At 43.8% G+C, this 16,294-nt stretch carries 15 protein-coding genes; 1 reads left to right on the top strand and 14 read right to left on the bottom strand.

Translation table 11 applies throughout. The annotated features are described in order from the left end of the window. Positions 1-93 precede the first annotated feature (93 nt). Complete coding sequence (locus G610_RS0108360) at positions 94-1,029, top strand: hypothetical protein (RefSeq protein WP_155830990.1); 936 nt, start codon at positions 94-96, stop codon at positions 1,027-1,029. A gap of 101 nt (positions 1,030-1,130) precedes the next feature. Here the strand turns inward: G610_RS0108360 and G610_RS0108355 are convergent, their stop codons facing one another. The 14 genes from G610_RS0108355 to G610_RS0108290 all read right to left on the bottom strand — a co-directional run bounded on the left by G610_RS0108355 (position 1,131) and on the right by G610_RS0108290 (position 16,294). Further along, positions 1,131-2,102, bottom strand: coding sequence for an NAD(P)-dependent oxidoreductase (locus tag G610_RS0108355; RefSeq protein WP_026524435.1), 972 nt, complete (start codon positions 2,100-2,102; stop codon positions 1,131-1,133). Between the two features lie 480 nt (positions 2,103-2,582). After that, positions 2,583-4,061: an L-fucose/L-arabinose isomerase family protein gene (locus tag G610_RS0108350; protein WP_026524434.1), complete on the bottom strand. Its 1,479-nt coding sequence runs from the start codon at positions 4,059-4,061 to the stop codon at positions 2,583-2,585. Positions 4,062-4,347: 286 nt separating this feature from the next. Further along, complete coding sequence (locus tag G610_RS0108345; RefSeq protein WP_026524433.1) at positions 4,348-5,376, bottom strand: LacI family DNA-binding transcriptional regulator; 1,029 nt, start codon at positions 5,374-5,376, stop codon at positions 4,348-4,350. A gap of 63 nt (positions 5,377-5,439) precedes the next feature. Then, complete coding sequence (locus G610_RS0108340; protein WP_026524432.1) at positions 5,440-6,075, bottom strand: DUF4867 family protein; 636 nt, start codon at positions 6,073-6,075, stop codon at positions 5,440-5,442. Positions 6,076-6,310: 235 nt separating this feature from the next. Then, complete coding sequence (locus G610_RS22120) at positions 6,311-7,963, bottom strand: BspA family leucine-rich repeat surface protein (RefSeq protein WP_026524431.1); 1,653 nt, start codon at positions 7,961-7,963, stop codon at positions 6,311-6,313. An 86-nt stretch (positions 7,964-8,049) separates the two neighbouring features. After that, positions 8,050-9,411: an MATE family efflux transporter gene (locus G610_RS0108330; RefSeq protein ID WP_051197860.1), complete on the bottom strand. Its 1,362-nt coding sequence runs from the start codon at positions 9,409-9,411 to the stop codon at positions 8,050-8,052. Positions 9,412-9,587: 176 nt separating this feature from the next. Then, positions 9,588-9,989, bottom strand: a complete 402-nt coding sequence (gene atpC, locus G610_RS0108325; RefSeq protein WP_026495819.1) for an ATP synthase F1 subunit epsilon — start codon at positions 9,987-9,989, stop codon at positions 9,588-9,590. A gap of 227 nt (positions 9,990-10,216) precedes the next feature. Then, a complete protein-coding gene (gene atpD / locus G610_RS0108320; protein ID WP_026495818.1) occupies positions 10,217-11,614 on the bottom strand; it encodes a F0F1 ATP synthase subunit beta in 1,398 nt (465 codons plus the stop codon). Positions 11,615-11,629: 15 nt separating this feature from the next. Continuing rightward, positions 11,630-12,487: an ATP synthase F1 subunit gamma gene (atpG, locus tag G610_RS0108315; protein WP_026524429.1), complete on the bottom strand. Its 858-nt coding sequence runs from the start codon at positions 12,485-12,487 to the stop codon at positions 11,630-11,632. Positions 12,488-12,507: 20 nt separating this feature from the next. Continuing rightward, a complete protein-coding gene (atpA, locus tag G610_RS0108310) occupies positions 12,508-14,028 on the bottom strand; it encodes a F0F1 ATP synthase subunit alpha (RefSeq protein ID WP_026524428.1) in 1,521 nt (506 codons plus the stop codon). Positions 14,029-14,058: 30 nt separating this feature from the next. Further along, positions 14,059-14,598, bottom strand: a complete 540-nt coding sequence (gene atpH / locus G610_RS0108305; RefSeq protein ID WP_026524427.1) for an ATP synthase F1 subunit delta — start codon at positions 14,596-14,598, stop codon at positions 14,059-14,061. After that, positions 14,595-15,098 carry a F0F1 ATP synthase subunit B gene (atpF, locus tag G610_RS0108300; protein ID WP_026495814.1) on the bottom strand — a complete coding sequence of 168 codons (504 nt, stop codon included), beginning with the start codon at positions 15,096-15,098 and terminating at the stop codon, positions 14,595-14,597. Before atpF ends, atpH begins: the two co-directional genes overlap by 4 nt. A gap of 50 nt (positions 15,099-15,148) precedes the next feature. Next, entirely contained in the window at positions 15,149-15,430 is a 282-nt protein-coding gene (gene atpE / locus G610_RS0108295; protein ID WP_026495813.1) for an ATP synthase F0 subunit C, read from the bottom strand. A gap of 102 nt (positions 15,431-15,532) precedes the next feature. Then, positions 15,533-16,294, bottom strand: a complete 762-nt coding sequence (locus G610_RS0108290; RefSeq protein WP_026495812.1) for a F0F1 ATP synthase subunit A — start codon at positions 16,292-16,294, stop codon at positions 15,533-15,535.

The raw sequence follows: 16,294 nt of genomic DNA, 5'->3' as shown, positions 1-16,294 counted from the left end.
TTGACTGCGCCTTCTTAATCTGCTAAATTATCCTCCATATGATTTCACTTTCCTTTTTACAAGCCCGGAGAAGCATGTATAGAAAGGAATTCTATGAAAAACAACAAAACGGCGCTCTTGCGTCGCATCACTCTTGAAGAGGCCCAGAAGGCTGTTCGATCTATGAATCTCATTAACGGTTTCCTCTTTGACAGTGTAATGGAGGACAATGAACGAGCTAAAACCGTTGCCGGAATCATACTGTCAACGGTACTTGGCCAAGAGATTTCCGACATCGAGGTTACACCTCAAAAAACTTTTCTTGGAATTGATTGGGGATTGCACGGCATACGATTTGATGCTCAGATAAAACCTGTACCTGAATCATCCGATCTTAGTGTCACAATTTATGATCTCGAAATTGAGGATCGAGAGAGCGATAGATTATCGCTTCCGAGAAGACAGCGATATTACTCTGCCTTGTCGGATGAACGCACTCTTCCTTCAAGTACAGACTACAGAGAACTTCCTGATTATGTTTCTGTGACCATTTTGTCCTATGATCCATTTCTTGCAGGTGATATGTATTATGCAGCCAAAATGCATTTGAAGACACATCCTCACATAGAATATGATGATGGACGACTTAACATTTTTCTCTATGCTTACGGCAACAACAATGTCATAACCAAGGATCAGACTTATGGAAAAGACTTAGAGGAAATGTTAAAATACATAGTAGATGGAACACTACCATCAGATCATAACGAGAGAGTAATTTCACTTGATAACATATTATCTGAAGTCAAAAGCAGATCGGAGGTGAGTTCACACTATATGAAAGCCTGGGATAGAGAGATTGTTATGAAAAGAGAATGGGAAGCCGAAGTCAAAACTGAGACTAAAAAAGAAGATGCTGAAATCCTGGTTTCCTATGCCATCAGAAATAATAATCCTATAGACTCCATAAAGGAGGAACTCATAGGAAAGTATGGATTTTCAGACGAGGAAGCAGATGAATTGATTGCTTCTAAGCTGGTTACTAAGTAATTTCAAATTCTAGTTCAGAGTATAAAACTCCTGTAATTGGTTAATAAAAACCGACCACTACAGGAGTTTTTTATGTGCTTATATACAGTAAGCAAAATATCTTAATTCACAATATTTCTCTCTTCGCCATTTCCAAAGGCCACTATGTTTTTGGCAACTTCATTGACGCATCTGCTTCTGGCTTCGACGCTTGCCCACGCCATGTGAGGAGTAATGAAGAGCTTTTTGCTGTCCTGAATCTGAAGGAATGGACTGTCTTTTCTCATGGGTTCCACTGCGAGAACATCAAGACCTGCAGCGGCTATCTCGCCGGTAAGAAGCGCTTCCGTGAGGTCCTCTTCATTAACAACAGGGCCTCTAGCAACATTTATGAGAATGGCTGACGGTTTCATTTTTTTAAGGGCAGCCTTGTCGATGATATTTCTGGTATTGTCTGTAAGAGGACAGTGAAGAGAAAGGATATCGCTTCTCTTAAGCAGTTCATCAAAGCTGACCATCTCATACTGAGCGTCTTTCTCTGTGTGCTCACATCTTCCGGATGCAGAATAGAAAATTACCTTTGCTCCGAATGCTGTAGCTATCTGAGCAACTTTTCTTCCGATATTTCCCATTCCGATTATGCCCCAGGTGAGACCATCGATCTCATGAAAAGGAACATCCAGTTTGCAGAAGTGTTCCTGCGCAGCAAACTCACCGCTTTTTACAAACTCATCATATTCTTTCAAGGATTCCATGATATACAAAAGGAGCGCAAAGGTATGCTGTGCAACTGACATTGTAGAGTAGCCTGCAACGTTAGCAACCTTTATTCCTCTTTCTGAGCAAGCCTTTATATCCACATTGTCAAAGCCTGTAGCAAACTCGCATATAAGCTTTAAGTCCGGCGCTTTATCTAATATCTCAGGGGTTATCTTAGACTTATTGATGCAAAGGATTTCTATCCCAGTAAGGCGCTCCGCCGCATTCTCCGGTGTTATCTTATCCTTATAAAAGGTCACATCCCCAAGGCCTTCCAGTTCGCTGTAATCAATGTCATTTCCGACGCTGTCTATTTCTGCCGCTACTATTTTCATAATCTGCTCCTCTCACTGTTTTATTACGGGGAAAATATTGTTTTTCTTTTTTCATCCCCGTAATTTTTAGCCATTTTACCGCCATTCTTACGTGGATGAATCTCATTTCTCTAAGCACCCCCGTAATCCTGAGCCTTTTTTCCGCCAATCTTACGTGGATAAATCACATTTTCCCATTCACCCCCGTAATCCACTTCACCATTTCCTGATTTTCTTACGTGGATAAATATTGTTTTTCACGATACCCACGTAATTCAAAACAGCAACTGTAAAAAACTAAAAAGCAGCTAATGATTGACCGACCTTCCATAAATCATTTGACACTACCGCCTGTTTCATGTTCCTTCGATTCTACCACAACGCAAACTATATTGTATACAACTTATAAAGTTATACATAAGAAAAAACACCTCCCGAAAGGATATACCGTTTCGAGAGGTGCTTTATTTGGCTTTTTATAAGAGATTATTTATCCCGCAATTAAGCGAAAGGATTCTCTGTAGGATAAGGAAGTGATGCAGGTTGGTTGTAGCCGATTACTTCTGCTCCAACATACTTGAATACCTCGAAGAGTGCCTTTCCGAAGTGACCGAAAGCAACTGCTCCGTGATGAGGGAAGTTGTGCTGGATAAGGATGTGTCTGTAGAATCTTCCCATCTCAGGAATAGCGAATACACCGATACCACCGAATGATCTTGTAGGTACGTTAAGAACCTCGCCCTGTGCAACGTATGCCTTAAGGTGGTTATCAGATGTGCTCTGCAGTCTGTAGAATGTGATATCACCAGGCATGATGTCACCTTCAAGTGTTCCCTGTGTAACTTCCTCAGGAAGGTTTCTAGCCATGATTCTCTGGAACTTCATCTCGCAGCTTGAAAGCTTGCTTGTGCATGTGTTTCCGCAGTGGAAGCCCATGAATGTATCTGTGTGCTTGTAGTCGAACTTGCCCTTGATGGACTCTTCGTACATATCAGCAGGTACAGAGTTGTTGATGTCAAGAAGTGTAACAGCGTCGCCGGAGATGCATGTTCCGATGAACTCTGAGATTGCACCATAGATATCAACCTCACATGATACCGGAATTCCACGGCCTGTAAGACGGCTGTTTACATAGCAGGGAACGAACCCAAACTGTGTCTGGAATGCAGGCCAGCACTTACCAGCGATACATACATACTTCTTACCGCCTCTGTGCTCCTCGATCCAGTCAAGAAGTGTAAGCTCATACTGAGCAAGCTTGGAAAGGATTTCAGGCTTCTTGTTGCCTGCGCCAAGATCCTTCTCCATGTCTGCAACAACGTCAGCGATTCTAGCGTCACCAGCGTGCTTGTTGAAGCTCTCGAAAAGATCAAGCTCTGAGTTCTCTTCAATCTCAGCACCCATGTTGTAGATCTGCTGAATAGGAGCGTTACAAGCAAGGAAGTTCATCGGACGAGGACCGAAGCTGATAACCTTGAGCTCTGAAAGACCATAAAGTGCTCTTGCGATCGGAACGAACTCGTTGATCATCTTAGCGCACTCATCAGCTGTTCCTACAGGATACTCAGGAATATATGCCTTTACGTTACGAAGGTGAAGGTTGTAGCTTGCGTTAAGCATTCCGCAGTAAGCATCTCCTCTACCATCGATAAGGTCATTCTGTGACTCCTCTGCAGCTGCACAGAACATTACAGGACCACCAAACTTCTCAGCGAGAAGTGTCTCTGAAATCTCAGGACCAAAGTTACCAAGATATACGCAAAGTGCGTTACATCCAGCCTTCTTTACATCCTCAAGAGCCTCAAGTGTCTGAGTCTCGCTCTCGATGATACAAACAGGGCACTCATAAATATCATCCTTGTTGAAGAGCTTTGTGTAGCTCTCTACAAGTGCCTTTCTACGATTGATTGCAAGTGATGCCGGGAAACAGTCACGGCTGACTGCAACGATACCAATTTTAGCCTGGGGCATGTTATTCATTCTTTTATCCTCCTACCCTTTTTAAATGTGTTTATTGCTTTGCAGTTTTATAAAAACTGCGAAAAAGTAACTTTTTTAAAAAAATGTGTGTACGTTCACACATCTACTAAATCATAAGTTTTGGAGCCTGCTTTGTCAACACGACATATTTCACATATTTAAGAGACAAAATATGGTAACTATGTCCCCTCATCCGTCAGCTTCGCTGACACCTTCTCCCCAAAGGGGAGAAGGCTTTATGCCTTCCCCTTTTAGGGGAAGGTGGTGCGAAGCACCGGATGAGGTTCTATAAATTCTGTTCTATATGTATGCTGAGCTCAGTATAATTCACCTTCTTGGGCACTGTGCCGTACGCCAGATAATTAAAGAGAATCTCCAGGGAAAGCTTGCCCTGTTTCTCCGGTTCCTGGCAAATTGTTGCGGTTATGAGGCCCTTGTGGAACATCTCATACTGCACCGCTACAAGGTCGTTGGTGATTATCCTTATCTTATGATCTGTATCCTCTGCGGCTATGAGCCTGCAGATGTCATAATCTCTGGGATTTATGACGTAGACCACATTGGTCTCGGGATACTTTACAAACATCTCTTTTACCGAGCGCTTATTCTCCTCTCTGTCCAGGGATATGCTCCACCTTCCGAGGAGTTCCATATCGGGATACCTTGAGCTCATCTCGTTTGAAAAGCCCCTGATACGCTCCGTAGCACTCTCTTTTATGCTGTCATACTCTGTGAAAAAGCAGATCTTCGCATCATCGCCTCCCGCCATGGCAGTAAGTCCTGCTGCCAGTCTTCCAGAAGCTATATAGTCGCATCCCACGTAAGCAAGATGCTCAACGCCGTCCAGTCTGCTGTTGTAGAAAACAAGCGGAATATCACGTTTTTTCTGCTCTGCGATGATAAGATCGTTTATAGGCGAAACCGTTCCTGTAATGCATACTCCGTCGTATTCGCCTATGCTCTTTTTCAGCGTCTTTATAAGCTCTGCTTCCTCAGCTGCGCTGTCGGGATATTCGATGATATCCGTAGTTGCAGCGTATGCCTCAAGAGATTTACCCTTTTTCTCTGCGCTTTCTCTGACCGGTATAAAAAATGGGCTGTACTGCGTCTTGGGGATCATGAAAAGAAACTTAAGCTTCTTTTTCCTGACCGCCAGGCCCTGTGCCACCCTGTTAGGTTCGTATTGAAGTTCCTCACAGGCTTTCTCGACACGTTCTCTGGTCTCGGCCTTGACATAGCCTCTGTTGTGTAAAACCCTGTCAACAGTACCTATAGATACACCGGCAAGTTCAGCAATTTCTGTTATAGTTGCCATCATTACCTCTCATCTGTCACTTCGTGACACCTCCCACCCGGGAAGCTTTTATTTTTTCAGTGATCAGATAAGACCTGCAATATCAATGTTCTCGCCTGTGATGCCTTCGTATGCGCCGTCTGCGATCTCTGATGCGTCCTTGTGTGCAAGAAGCCACTTGTTTGTAGCGAAAAGTGTTCTGTCATCAAGGTTCTTGCCTGCTGTCTCTGTGGTTCCTACGTTTGTTCCCTTAGGAAGTGCGATAAGTACCTTGAAGCCCTTAGAAGCATCTGCATGGCAGGGAGCATAGTGAAGAGTTGAAGCATAAACCTCAACGAGTACGCCCTTAGGGCACTTGAATGCTACTACCTTGGAAGAATCAAGCTTGCCGTCTTCGATGTCGCTGAGCTTTGCAAGAAGAAGGATGAAATCCTCTGTACCAAGGTTAAACTCGCTGTCTCTGTGATACTCCATGCAGTTCATCTTTGTGTTGTGACCGTTGCAGTATCCGAACTGGAAAGGCATGCCGCCAAAAAGGCTTGTGCCAAGATCCTTAGTATCAGCAGTTGCCATCAGCTTAGGCTCTTCTGCTACGTAAACAACGTCATCCGGGCAGGGTGTGTCGTTCTCAAGTGCCTTAAGGATCTCAGCTACACTGTATCCTTCCACTACTCTGCCGTATTCTTTGAATTCTTTGTCTGTAACGCTTTTAATTACCATCTTTCCTACCCCGCTTTACTTTTTATTTGTGAAATGTTGATTGTTACTGATATTAAAGCCAATGCGCGAAGAAATTACTGCGCATTTTGCTTTTCCGTGAACGTACACACATTATAGGTTAAATAACGCATTACTTCAATTATCATTATTCTACAAATATCATGGGGTGGATTTTATACAAAGATAACAATAGCCCCCGCAAAATTGCGAGGGCTATGTGCTGCCGTATATTTATTTACATTACATTAGCATTTGTCTGCTTTTTAATTGCTTTTTTTATCTTATCTCTGGTTTTGCCTTTAACTCCCTTAACCTTGATCCTTGCTTTTTTCGGCAGGTTCTTGAATGCATTCTTCTGAACCTTCAGTGATTTATTGGCATATATGTTTACCTTCTTAAGCTTTTTGCATTTCTTGAATGCATTTTTTCCTATGCGCTTAATGCATTTTCCAAGTGTAACTTCCTTAATGGTCTTATTGGATTTGCAGGCATTATTTGCTATCTTAACTACCGGATAAGCCACTCCGTCCACTTCGATGAAGTTGATCCTTGCTTTTTTCGTAGCTCCGATCTTGATTACTTCTGCCTTACCATCTACTCCGATCCTATAGGTTATTTTGTCGATGGTTATTTTCATGGGCAGCTTGGCAGAGTTTTTACTGCCTGTGGTGCTTGCCGAAGTTTTATTTTTTACCTGAAGCTGCTTTTCATCGCCCATATCGCTGTCATCTTCTTCATGAGTATTTTTCTCTTCCTTTTTGGGCTTTCCTAACTGCTTTACAAAAAGATATCTGTTACTTTCATTGGCTGCAAGGAAACAGTTGAACCTTCTATTGTCATCGGGAACGCCGTCCTTATTGTTATCAAGTGCAACTTCTCCAAGATCCGAAAGCGACCCCCAAAAGTATTCTGAGCGATAGTTAAAATCAGCAGGTAATACATGGGGAGCATCTATACACTCAAGTGAGCTGCAACCGACTATGAAGCCTTTTGCATCCTTATAATCAACCGATGAAAAATCAAAGGTGCTGAGATCCAGATATTCCAGGTCAGTGCATGCGTTGAACATTTCATTGAAATCTTTGACTTTTGCGGTATTAAACTTTTCACCAAAATTTATTGATTTCAAGCTGCTGCATAAACAGAACATCCTGTACATATCATCTACATTGGATGTATCAAATCCTGAAAGGTCAAGGCTTTCCAGATTAGAGTCATATGTAAACAGCTGAGTCATTGATGTTACATTTGATGTATCAAAATTGCCAAGATCTAGTCTCCTTATACTGGAAAGCGTCATGAAAGTACTGTGCATATTGGTAACCTTTGAAGTGTCAAAGCTGCTGAGATTTAATTCTTCAAGGCTTATGCAACAGTGAAACATCGTACTCATGTCTTTGAGCTTTGGTGTTCTGAATTCTCTTAGGTCAAGCTTTTTAAGGCTCACACAATCTCTGAACATCTGATATGCTTTTACCATATTGGTCGTATCTATGATGTCTTTTCCGAAATCAATAGATTCTACTGCCTGCATATTAAAAAACATATCATCACAAGAAAAGTTGAATCTTATTTTCTCGTCGGAGCAGATATATAAGGTTTTTGTGGTTGCATTATAATATGCTGTTACGCCGTCTCCAACTACTTTGCTCGCAAGGTTTTTTGTTGATACAGCAGAAGTTTTGGCAAATACTATCTTTGTAATGACTTTATCTTCCGTTAACCAGTCAACTTTCTCGTTATTAAACTCTTTGATAGTATCATTGAATTTGTTTCCTTCATACAGATCACCGGTTTTTGCATGAGCAGTGGTTTTCATGCCAAAAACCACAAAAAACAGACACAGCATTGCTGTGATAGAAATAATTAGACTTTTCCCCTTTTTCATTTGTTTCCCCTTAAACTTTTCTTGTCTACAACATAGACTATTTAATCATAAAATCCTAATGCCATATCGTCAACTTGAAATACGATTTAATTAATTTCTCTTGTAATATTCCTGATCCATTTCTTGCTCATATAATGCCGGATAGCAAAGGGCATCTTAGCAAATTCGTCTGTACACATCAGAGCATAAACTATTATAGGAGGCAGCTTAAGCACAAATGCACTTATAAGCCCAAGAGGTACTGCAAAGCCCCACATACACGCTATATCAAGTACCATTCCATATTTTGAATCGCCACCGCATCTGAACAGGGATGCGATAAGCACAGTATTTACGATCTGTCCCATCTGATAAAAGACATTTATGTATAACATTATTCTAAGATAATGCGCTGCAGTTGCGGATATTTTCACAAGTCCCGGAACAACGGGGCTAATAGCAAATAAGGCAAATCCTGATATTATTCCTGACAGGACTGCTACTTTCATTATTGATGAAGCATCTTTTCCGGCATCCTCCAGCCTGTTTTCTCCAATCTCTTTTCCAAGCATGATGGATGCTGCTGCGGAAATTCCAAAACCCACAACAGTCACCAGATCTCTGGCCACCGACACAACTGAGTTAGCTGCAACTATGTCAGAGCCCAGATGTCCCATGATGATTGAATTCATGTTAAAGGCAAGTCCCCACATAGCATCATTTATAAATGCAGGAAGTGAGTACTTTGCAAAATCGGAAACCAGTTCCCTTGGTATCCTGAACATATCGATGATATTCTTTGGAAGTATCTTTTGTCTGCAAAAATCAATAATACATACGGCTACTCCGTAAGCCCAGCAAATGGTCGTTGCAAGAGCTGCGCCTGCAATGCCCATCTCAGGAAACGGTCCAAGACCGAATATCAAAAGTGCATTGAGGATAACATTCAGCACAAGAGTCGACGCAGAGAGTGTGGTTGAAAACATTACTCTCTCGCAGCTTTTCAGAATAGTAAGATAAGGCTGCGCTATTCCAAGGAATATATATGACGGCGCAACATATCTTAGATAGACAGCACCTGCATCTATAAGCTCCGGCACATTGGTCCAAACTCTTATGACATAACGAGGGAAGAAAAAGGCCGCTAGTGCCAGTGATACAGTTATAACCAGCGATATAATAAGTCCTATTCCAAGGATCCTGGATATGGTCTTTGTGTCTCTTTTTCCCCAATACTGGGCAGCAAGAATAGTCAGCGCAGAATTCAGCCCAAAGAATACTACATTTAGAAGGAACATTACCTGTCCCGCAAGACTTGACGCTGAAATTGAGGTCTGATCAACTCTTCCCAGCATAACTACATCTGCCATGCTTACAGCAGATGCTATCAGATTCTGTATTACTATCGGAATCACGAGTACGAATAACTCATGATAGAAGCCTTTCCTGGCCTTTTTTATTTTAATCATTAAATTTATTCTCTTTAGTTCTTAATTCATGCCTGATACAACAAAAGCGCTGCAGCAAGCCGTCTAGGCAAACCACAGCGCCTCATAATGTCTAATGTTCCGACCTTTACTAATCTGACAGGATCACATCTCCCCCGAGTATGTTACTCCCTCAAAATCGCAAGACCGTCATTTCATCACTGTGCGGAACCAAGGCGCACAAGTGCACGATAAAGCTTGGCTTCAGCGCGGACTCTGGCTTCCTTGGTGAGCTGCGCATCCTTAAGCCTTTCTTCGGCTCTTGCTTTTGCTGAACGCGCACGTTCCACATCTATCTCGTCGCTCCACTCCCAGGTTGTCGGAAGCACGCGGACCATACCGTCCATGACAGAAAGCATTCCACCTATGCAGGCAGCTCGGCGTTCCTTGCCATCGGCTAAGGTTACATGAGCAGTTCCCATGCCTATTCCTGTGCAGTAGTTGGTGTGTCTCGCAAGAATCTCAACATCGCCATCTACAGTACGGAGCATGATCTTCTCAACCTCGCCCTCATATTCCATTCCATCCAGGGATACGACCTGTAAATGATAAGTAGCCATATTTTACCTCATCCGTCTGCTTCGCAGACACCTTCTCCTTAAAAGGAGAAGGCTAGAATATTAGTATCCTTCTGCTTTACAGATATCTTCTCCATTAAATGGAGAAGGCTAGAATATTAGTATCCTTCTGCTTTGCAGATATCTTCTCCATTAAATGGAGAAGGCTAGAATATTAGTATCCATCTGCTTTGCAGATATCTTCTCCATTAAATGGAGAAGGCTATATTTTATGAATTCTTCTTAGCTTTTTCGAACACTTCGTCAATTGTTCCAACAAGCAGGAATGCTGACTCAGGAAGATCGTCACATTCACCATCAAGGATCATCTTGAATCCGCGGATAGTCTCCTTAAGCGGAACGTATTTGCCCGGAAGTCCTGTGAACTGCTCAGCAACTGAGAAGCTCTGTGACAGGAAGTTCTGAACCTTACGTGCTCTGAATACTGTCTGCTTATCCTCATCAGACAACTCATCCATACCCATGATTGCGATAATATCCTGCAGTTCGCGGTATCTCTGAAGAACCTGCTGCACACCCTTTGCTACCTCATAGTGTTCTTTTCCAACTATGTCGGGAGAAAGGATACGGCTGGTTGAATCAAGCGGATCAACTGCGGGGTAAATACCCTTAGAAGCGATATCACGGGACAAAACGGTTGTAGCGTCCAAGTGTGTGAAAGTGGTTGCAGGTGCAGGGTCTGTAAGGTCATCGGCAGGCACGTATACGGCCTGAACTGATGTGATGGAGCCCTTCTTTGTAGAAGTGATACGCTCCTGCAAAGCACCCATTTCTGTTGCCAGTGTAGGCTGATAACCAACGGCTGAAGGCATACGTCCAAGCAGCGCTGAAACCTCTGAACCGGCCTGTGTGAAACGGAAGATATTATCGATGAAAAGAAGCACGTCCTGATTCTTTACATCACGATAATACTCAGCCATTGTCAGTCCGGAAAGAGCAACTCTCATACGTGCTCCCGGAGGCTCGTTCATCTGTCCGTAAACCAGTGCAGTCTTGTTGATAACTCCACTTTCCTTCATTTCTCCGTAAAGGTCGTTACCTTCACGTGTACGCTCTCCAACACCGGTGAATACTGAGATACCACCGTGTGCCTTCGCTACGTTATTGATAAGCTCCATGATGAGGACAGTTTTTCCAACTCCCGCACCACCGAACAGACCAATCTTACCACCCTTAGCATAAGGGCAGATTAAATCTACTACTTTGATACCTGTCTCAAAAATCTCAGTTGCAGGAACCTGGTCCTCAAAGGAGGGAGCGGGTCTGTGAATAGGCCATCTCTCCTGTGTCTGCGGTGCAGGCTGGTTATCAACCGGCTCACCGAGAAGATTGAAAATTCGTCCGAGGCATTCATCACCTACCGGAACAGATATAGGATTCGCTGTATCAACAGCGTCGGTTCCACGAACAAGTCCGTCCGTGGAGCTCATTGCAATACAACGAACTACATCATCACCTATCTGCTGTGCTACCTCAGCAACAAGAGTTGTATCTCCATTCTGAATTTCAATAGCACTATGCAGATCCGGCAGCTCACCCTCGCCAAAACGAATGTCAAGGACAGGTCCTGTTACCTGTATTACCTTTCCAACATGTTTTTCACTCATTGTGAGTTTTCTCCTTTACGGCTCTTCGGCACCGGCAACGATCTCCGTGATTTCCTGCGTGATGCTTGCCTGTCGTGCTCTGTTATAGTACAAACTAAGTGTTTCTATCATTTCTTCTGCGTTGTCGGTAGCTGCTTCCATCGCAGTTCTTCTCGCTGCAAGTTCACTCGCAACAGAGATATTGATACTCGAATAAAGCACTCCCGCCAAATACTCCGGAACAACTGTATTGAAAACAGTCTCACTATCCGGTTCGTACAGAATCAGGGATTTCGACTTTTTAGGTTCTCCATCCTCAACCTTAAGGTCTGAAAGCGGCAGTATCGGACTGGCCTTTGGTACCTGTGACATCATGGATATGAAATCCGTATAGCACAGGAAAATATGTCCGAATTTTTCTTCTTTATATGCTTTACATAAAAGATTTGCCACTGAGAAGCAGTCAGAAATGGTTACCTTGGCAACCTCTGAAAATTCCTCAGTGAAGATCGGAACATTTCTGTGTTTGAAGTATTCCACTGATTTCTTACCAATGGGAAATACCTCGATGTCGCGTCCCTTTGTCTCGCTTTCCATGAACTTAAACAGGTTGGAGTTGTATCCTCCTGCAAGTCCTCTGTCACCTGCGATTACAACGTATAACCATTTATCATTGCTTCCCACCTTGGTATAAGGTGACTGGAAATCTTGGTTACCGTCAGCGATGTCTCTTAAGGTGTCCAGCAAGGTTCCAAGGTAGGGCTTGGAATTATCTGCCTTCTCCTTAGCTTTTCTCAGCTTACTTGCTGCAACCAGCTGCATCGCCTTTGTGATCTGCATGGTGCTCTGTACGCTTTTTATCCGGAGCTTCACAGCTTTCATATTAGCAGCCATGTATCATTCCTCCGTGATTGTTATTTCCTGCTAAGGAAATTATCGGTATAAGCCTTAAGTACGTTCTTAAGCTTTTCTTCGGTATCTGATTCAAGTTTTCCTGTCTCGCGGATTGTCTTCATAACATCGCTTCCGTCAGGATTTGAATCAAGGAAATCGAAGAGGCCTGCTTCGTACTCAGCTATATCAGTAACAGCAACTTCTGTAAGAACGTTGTTGATAACCGCGTACAGAATGGCTACCTGCTTCTCTACGGCAACAGGTGAACTCTTATCCTGCTTCAGTACTTCAACGATTCTTTCACCCTGTGCAAGACGTGACTTGGTGTCTTCATCAAGGTCAGAACCGAACTGAGCAAAGCTCTGCAGCTCTCTGTACTGTGAATAGATAAGCTTCAGGGTTCCGGCAACCTTCTTCATGGCCTTGATCTGAGCATTACCACCTACTCGTGATACTGAGATACCGGGGTTAACCGCCGGCATGATACCAGAGTGGAAAAGCTCGGTCTCAAGGAATATCTGACCATCTGTGATGGAGATAACGTTTGTAGGAATGTAAGCAGATACGTCACCGGCCTGAGTCTCGATGATAGGAAGGGCTGTAAGTGAGCCGCCGCCGTTTTCATCGGAAAGCTTAGCTGCTCTCTCAAGAAGTCTTGAGTGCAGATAGAATACGTCACCGGGATATGCCTCACGTCCCGGAGGTCTGCGGATAAGCAGTGACAGTGCACGATATGCTACTGCGTGCTTGGAAAGGTCATCATAGATAACCAGCACGTGCTTACCCTTGTTCATAAAATACTCACCCATTGTACATCCTGTGTAAGGAGCGATGTACTGCAGCGGGCTGGGCTCTGATGCTGTAGCAGCAACAACTATGGAGTACTCCATAGCGCCGGCTTTCTGCAATTCTGCAACCAGGCCTGTAACTGTTGATCTCTTCTGACCGATAGCTACGTAGATACAGATAACATCCTTACCCTTCTGGTTGATGATCGTATCTATAGCGATAGTGGTCTTACCTGTCTGACGGTCACCGATAATCAGCTCACGCTGTCCGCGTCCGATGGGAATCATGGAGTCGATAGCCTTGATACCGGTCTGAAGCGGCTCTTTAACGGGCTGTCTCTCGATGATGCCGGGTGCCTTAATTTCAACAGGTCTATAATCATCTGATTCGATAGGGCCTGCGCCATCGATCGGCTGTCCGATAGCATTTACAACACGTCCTATCATTGCATCGCCTACCGGTACGGAAACAACGCGTCCGGTACGCTTAACGGTCTGTCCTTCGCTGATACCAACATCTTCGCCGAACAGAACCGCAGATACTACTGTCTCTTCGAGGTTCTGAGCCATTCCGAATGTGCCGTTCTCGAACTCAAGAAGTTCTCCTGACATACAGTTCAGGAGTCCTGATACTCTTGAAATACCGTCACCAACGGTAAGAACTGTTCCGGTCTCATTCTGAATGATCGCATTTTGATAGTTTTTGATCTGGCTTCGAATCACCTCGGATATTTTTTCTGGTTTTAATTCCATTCTAAAAGCCTCCGTGGGTTTTATTCTTACTTATAGGACTGTCTCGTCGACCTTTCTGCGGAGTTCATCAAGTCGGCCCTGAACGGTTCCGTCATAGAGCTTTCCTTCGATCTCCACCCGGATTCCTCCAAGAACAGCTTCATCGGTTTTCTGGGTTAAAAGAATTTTCTTGCCGCTTATGGATTCAAGCTTTGACTTAAGTGCGCTCACCTGACTATCGTCAAGTTTTATAGCGCTGATCACAGTCGCCTCAGCGATTCCGTGATCCTTGTTATAGCTGCTTCTGAATCTCTTTACACAAGCCGAAAACTGTCTCAAAAGACCTTTTTCAATAAGGATCTTTATAAAGTTCAGCAGATACGGCTGGAGCTGTCCGTCAAAAGCTTCATCTACAAGCTTTATTCTCTCTTTTCTCGGAACTGAAGGCTCTGATAAAAGAGTTACATAGTCCGGATTCTCCTTGAAAATCTCTTTGACCGATTCCATCTGACTTAAGATATCATCCGTAAGGTTTTCCGAAAGCGCCAGATCATACAGACTCTGTCCGTATAAATCTCCAGCCTTGGTCATGACGCCTCCCCTACATTGTTAATGAATTCATCAATAAGTTTCTTATGATCGTTCTCGTTGATTTCCTTCTCCACGACTTTGCCTGCAATATCCATTGCAAGTCCGCCGATGGTGTCCTTAGCCTCATTGATGGCTTTCTTCTTTTCCTGTTCGATATCAGCTTCTGCTCTTTCCATGATACCTTTAGCCTGCTGCTCAGCTTCTTTTACGATGCTGTCAGCCTTGCCCTGAGCTTCTTTTGTGGCATTTGCAACGATCTCTGCTGCTTCTGCCTGAGCTGAGGATAAGCTGGTCTCATATTCCTTCTTCATTGTGTCAGCCTTCTCTTTGGCTTCTCTTGCCTGCTTAAGCTCGTTCTCTGTGAGCTGTCTTCTCTTTTCAAGGACCTCATTTATAGGCTTGAAAAGGAATTTTTTGATAAGCCACATCTGAATGAAGAGGTTGCAGATCTGAGCTATGAAATTCCACGGAACGATTGTAACTAAGTCCTGTGTGCCCATTCGTGTTCCTCCATACTTTCTACTTCGGGGCTGTAACTACTGATCTGTAATTAGTTCAGATAGTTCATGAATGTGCCCGGTGCTACGAAGATAAGCAGAAGGCCAGTAACGAAACCATAGATACCGGTTGTCTCTGCGATAGCACAACCAAGAAGCATGGTACTTGTTACGTCACCCTTACACTCAGGCTGGCGACCGATAGCTTCAAGAGCCTTAGAAACGGCATTTCCTTCACCAATACCAGGTCCGATACCGGCGATCAGTGCACATCCTGCACCAATACCGCATCCTGCAAGTGCAATACCTTTTGCTAAAATCTGAAAATCACTCATGTTTAAATCCTCCTAGTTTTTTATATACCCCTCATCCGGCACTTCGTGCCACTTTCTCCCCAGGGAGAAGGCTTGGGGCCATTTATTTGATTTGATTTTTAATTATCCCTCTGCTGCATTGGCGATATACATTATCGTCAGCATTGAGAAAATAAACGCCTGCATACATCCTGTAAACCAGTCAAAATATACGCCCAGGATTGCCGGGAGACCGACGCTCAGAATCGGAATATTTGAAAGTACATCACCCACTACACCGGGTATAAGTCCGAATAATGCGGATGAAGCAATTGCCAGAGCTGCGTAGATAAGTCCGTCAATAACTATACCTGAAAGGATATTACCAAAGTGACGGCAAGCCATACTTACAGGTGTTGCCAACTCTGACAAAATATTGAACGGTGTCATTACAGCTATAGGCGTTGTGAATCCCTTCAGATAACCAAGGAATCCTCCCGCTTTGATCTTGCATGCAGTGATGATAATAAACACGACAATGGCCCATGCCGCTTCTGTGGAAAGATCGGCTGTGGGGCTTCGAAGACCCACAAGGCAAATGAGGTTCGATACGATACTTGTGGCAAATATCGTGGATACTAACGGAATCAGCCAGTCAAACTTGGTGCCGCCCGTATTGCTCCGAACCAGATTGTGCGCTGCTTCAACAATCATCTCTGCAATCGCCTGGCGCTTTGAAATATTCTCGACCTGAAGGTTTCTCGTCAGGAAGATACACAGCAGCGTTATGATCGCCATTACAATCCAGCTTACAACCAGCGTCTCATTGATGGTAAAATCGCCGAGAACCGGTATGCCGGTGTGAATGGTGTAAAAGATCTTACTGCCGGCTACTTCAAAGTTCAT

The sequence above is a fragment of the Butyrivibrio sp. MB2005 genome (assembly GCF_000424285.1).
Taxonomy (GTDB): Bacteria; Bacillota; Clostridia; order Lachnospirales; family Lachnospiraceae; genus Butyrivibrio.
This window is presented reverse-complemented; position numbering and strand designations above follow the sequence as displayed.

Bases quoted from the DNA above. Each gene is read 5' to 3' on its own strand.
- G610_RS0108360 (WP_155830990.1), top strand. From the start codon at position 94: ATGAAAAACAACAAAACGGCGCTCTTGCGTCGCATCACTCTTGAAGAG.
- G610_RS0108355 (WP_026524435.1), bottom strand. From the start codon at position 2,102: ATGAAAATAGTAGCGGCAGAAATAGACAGCGTCGGAAATGACATTGAT.
- G610_RS0108350 (WP_026524434.1), bottom strand. From the start codon at position 4,061: ATGAATAACATGCCCCAGGCTAAAATTGGTATCGTTGCAGTCAGCCGT.
- G610_RS0108345 (WP_026524433.1), bottom strand. From the start codon at position 5,376: ATGGCAACTATAACAGAAATTGCTGAACTTGCCGGTGTATCTATAGGT.
- G610_RS0108340 (WP_026524432.1), bottom strand. From the start codon at position 6,075: ATGGTAATTAAAAGCGTTACAGACAAAGAATTCAAAGAATACGGCAGA.
- G610_RS22120 (WP_026524431.1), bottom strand. From the start codon at position 7,963: ATGAAAAAGGGGAAAAGTCTAATTATTTCTATCACAGCAATGCTGTGT.
- G610_RS0108330 (WP_051197860.1), bottom strand. From the start codon at position 9,411: ATGATTAAAATAAAAAAGGCCAGGAAAGGCTTCTATCATGAGTTATTC.
- atpC (WP_026495819.1), bottom strand. From the start codon at position 9,989: ATGGCTACTTATCATTTACAGGTCGTATCCCTGGATGGAATGGAATAT.
- atpD (WP_026495818.1), bottom strand. From the start codon at position 11,614: ATGAGTGAAAAACATGTTGGAAAGGTAATACAGGTAACAGGACCTGTC.
- atpG (WP_026524429.1), bottom strand. From the start codon at position 12,487: ATGGCTGCTAATATGAAAGCTGTGAAGCTCCGGATAAAAAGCGTACAG.
- atpA (WP_026524428.1), bottom strand. From the start codon at position 14,028: ATGGAATTAAAACCAGAAAAAATATCCGAGGTGATTCGAAGCCAGATC.
- atpH (WP_026524427.1), bottom strand. From the start codon at position 14,598: ATGACCAAGGCTGGAGATTTATACGGACAGAGTCTGTATGATCTGGCG.
- atpF (WP_026495814.1), bottom strand. From the start codon at position 15,098: ATGGGCACACAGGACTTAGTTACAATCGTTCCGTGGAATTTCATAGCT.
- atpE (WP_026495813.1), bottom strand. From the start codon at position 15,430: ATGAGTGATTTTCAGATTTTAGCAAAAGGTATTGCACTTGCAGGATGC.
- G610_RS0108290 (WP_026495812.1), bottom strand. From the start codon at position 16,294: ATGAACTTTGAAGTAGCCGGCAGTAAGATCTTTTACACCATTCACACC.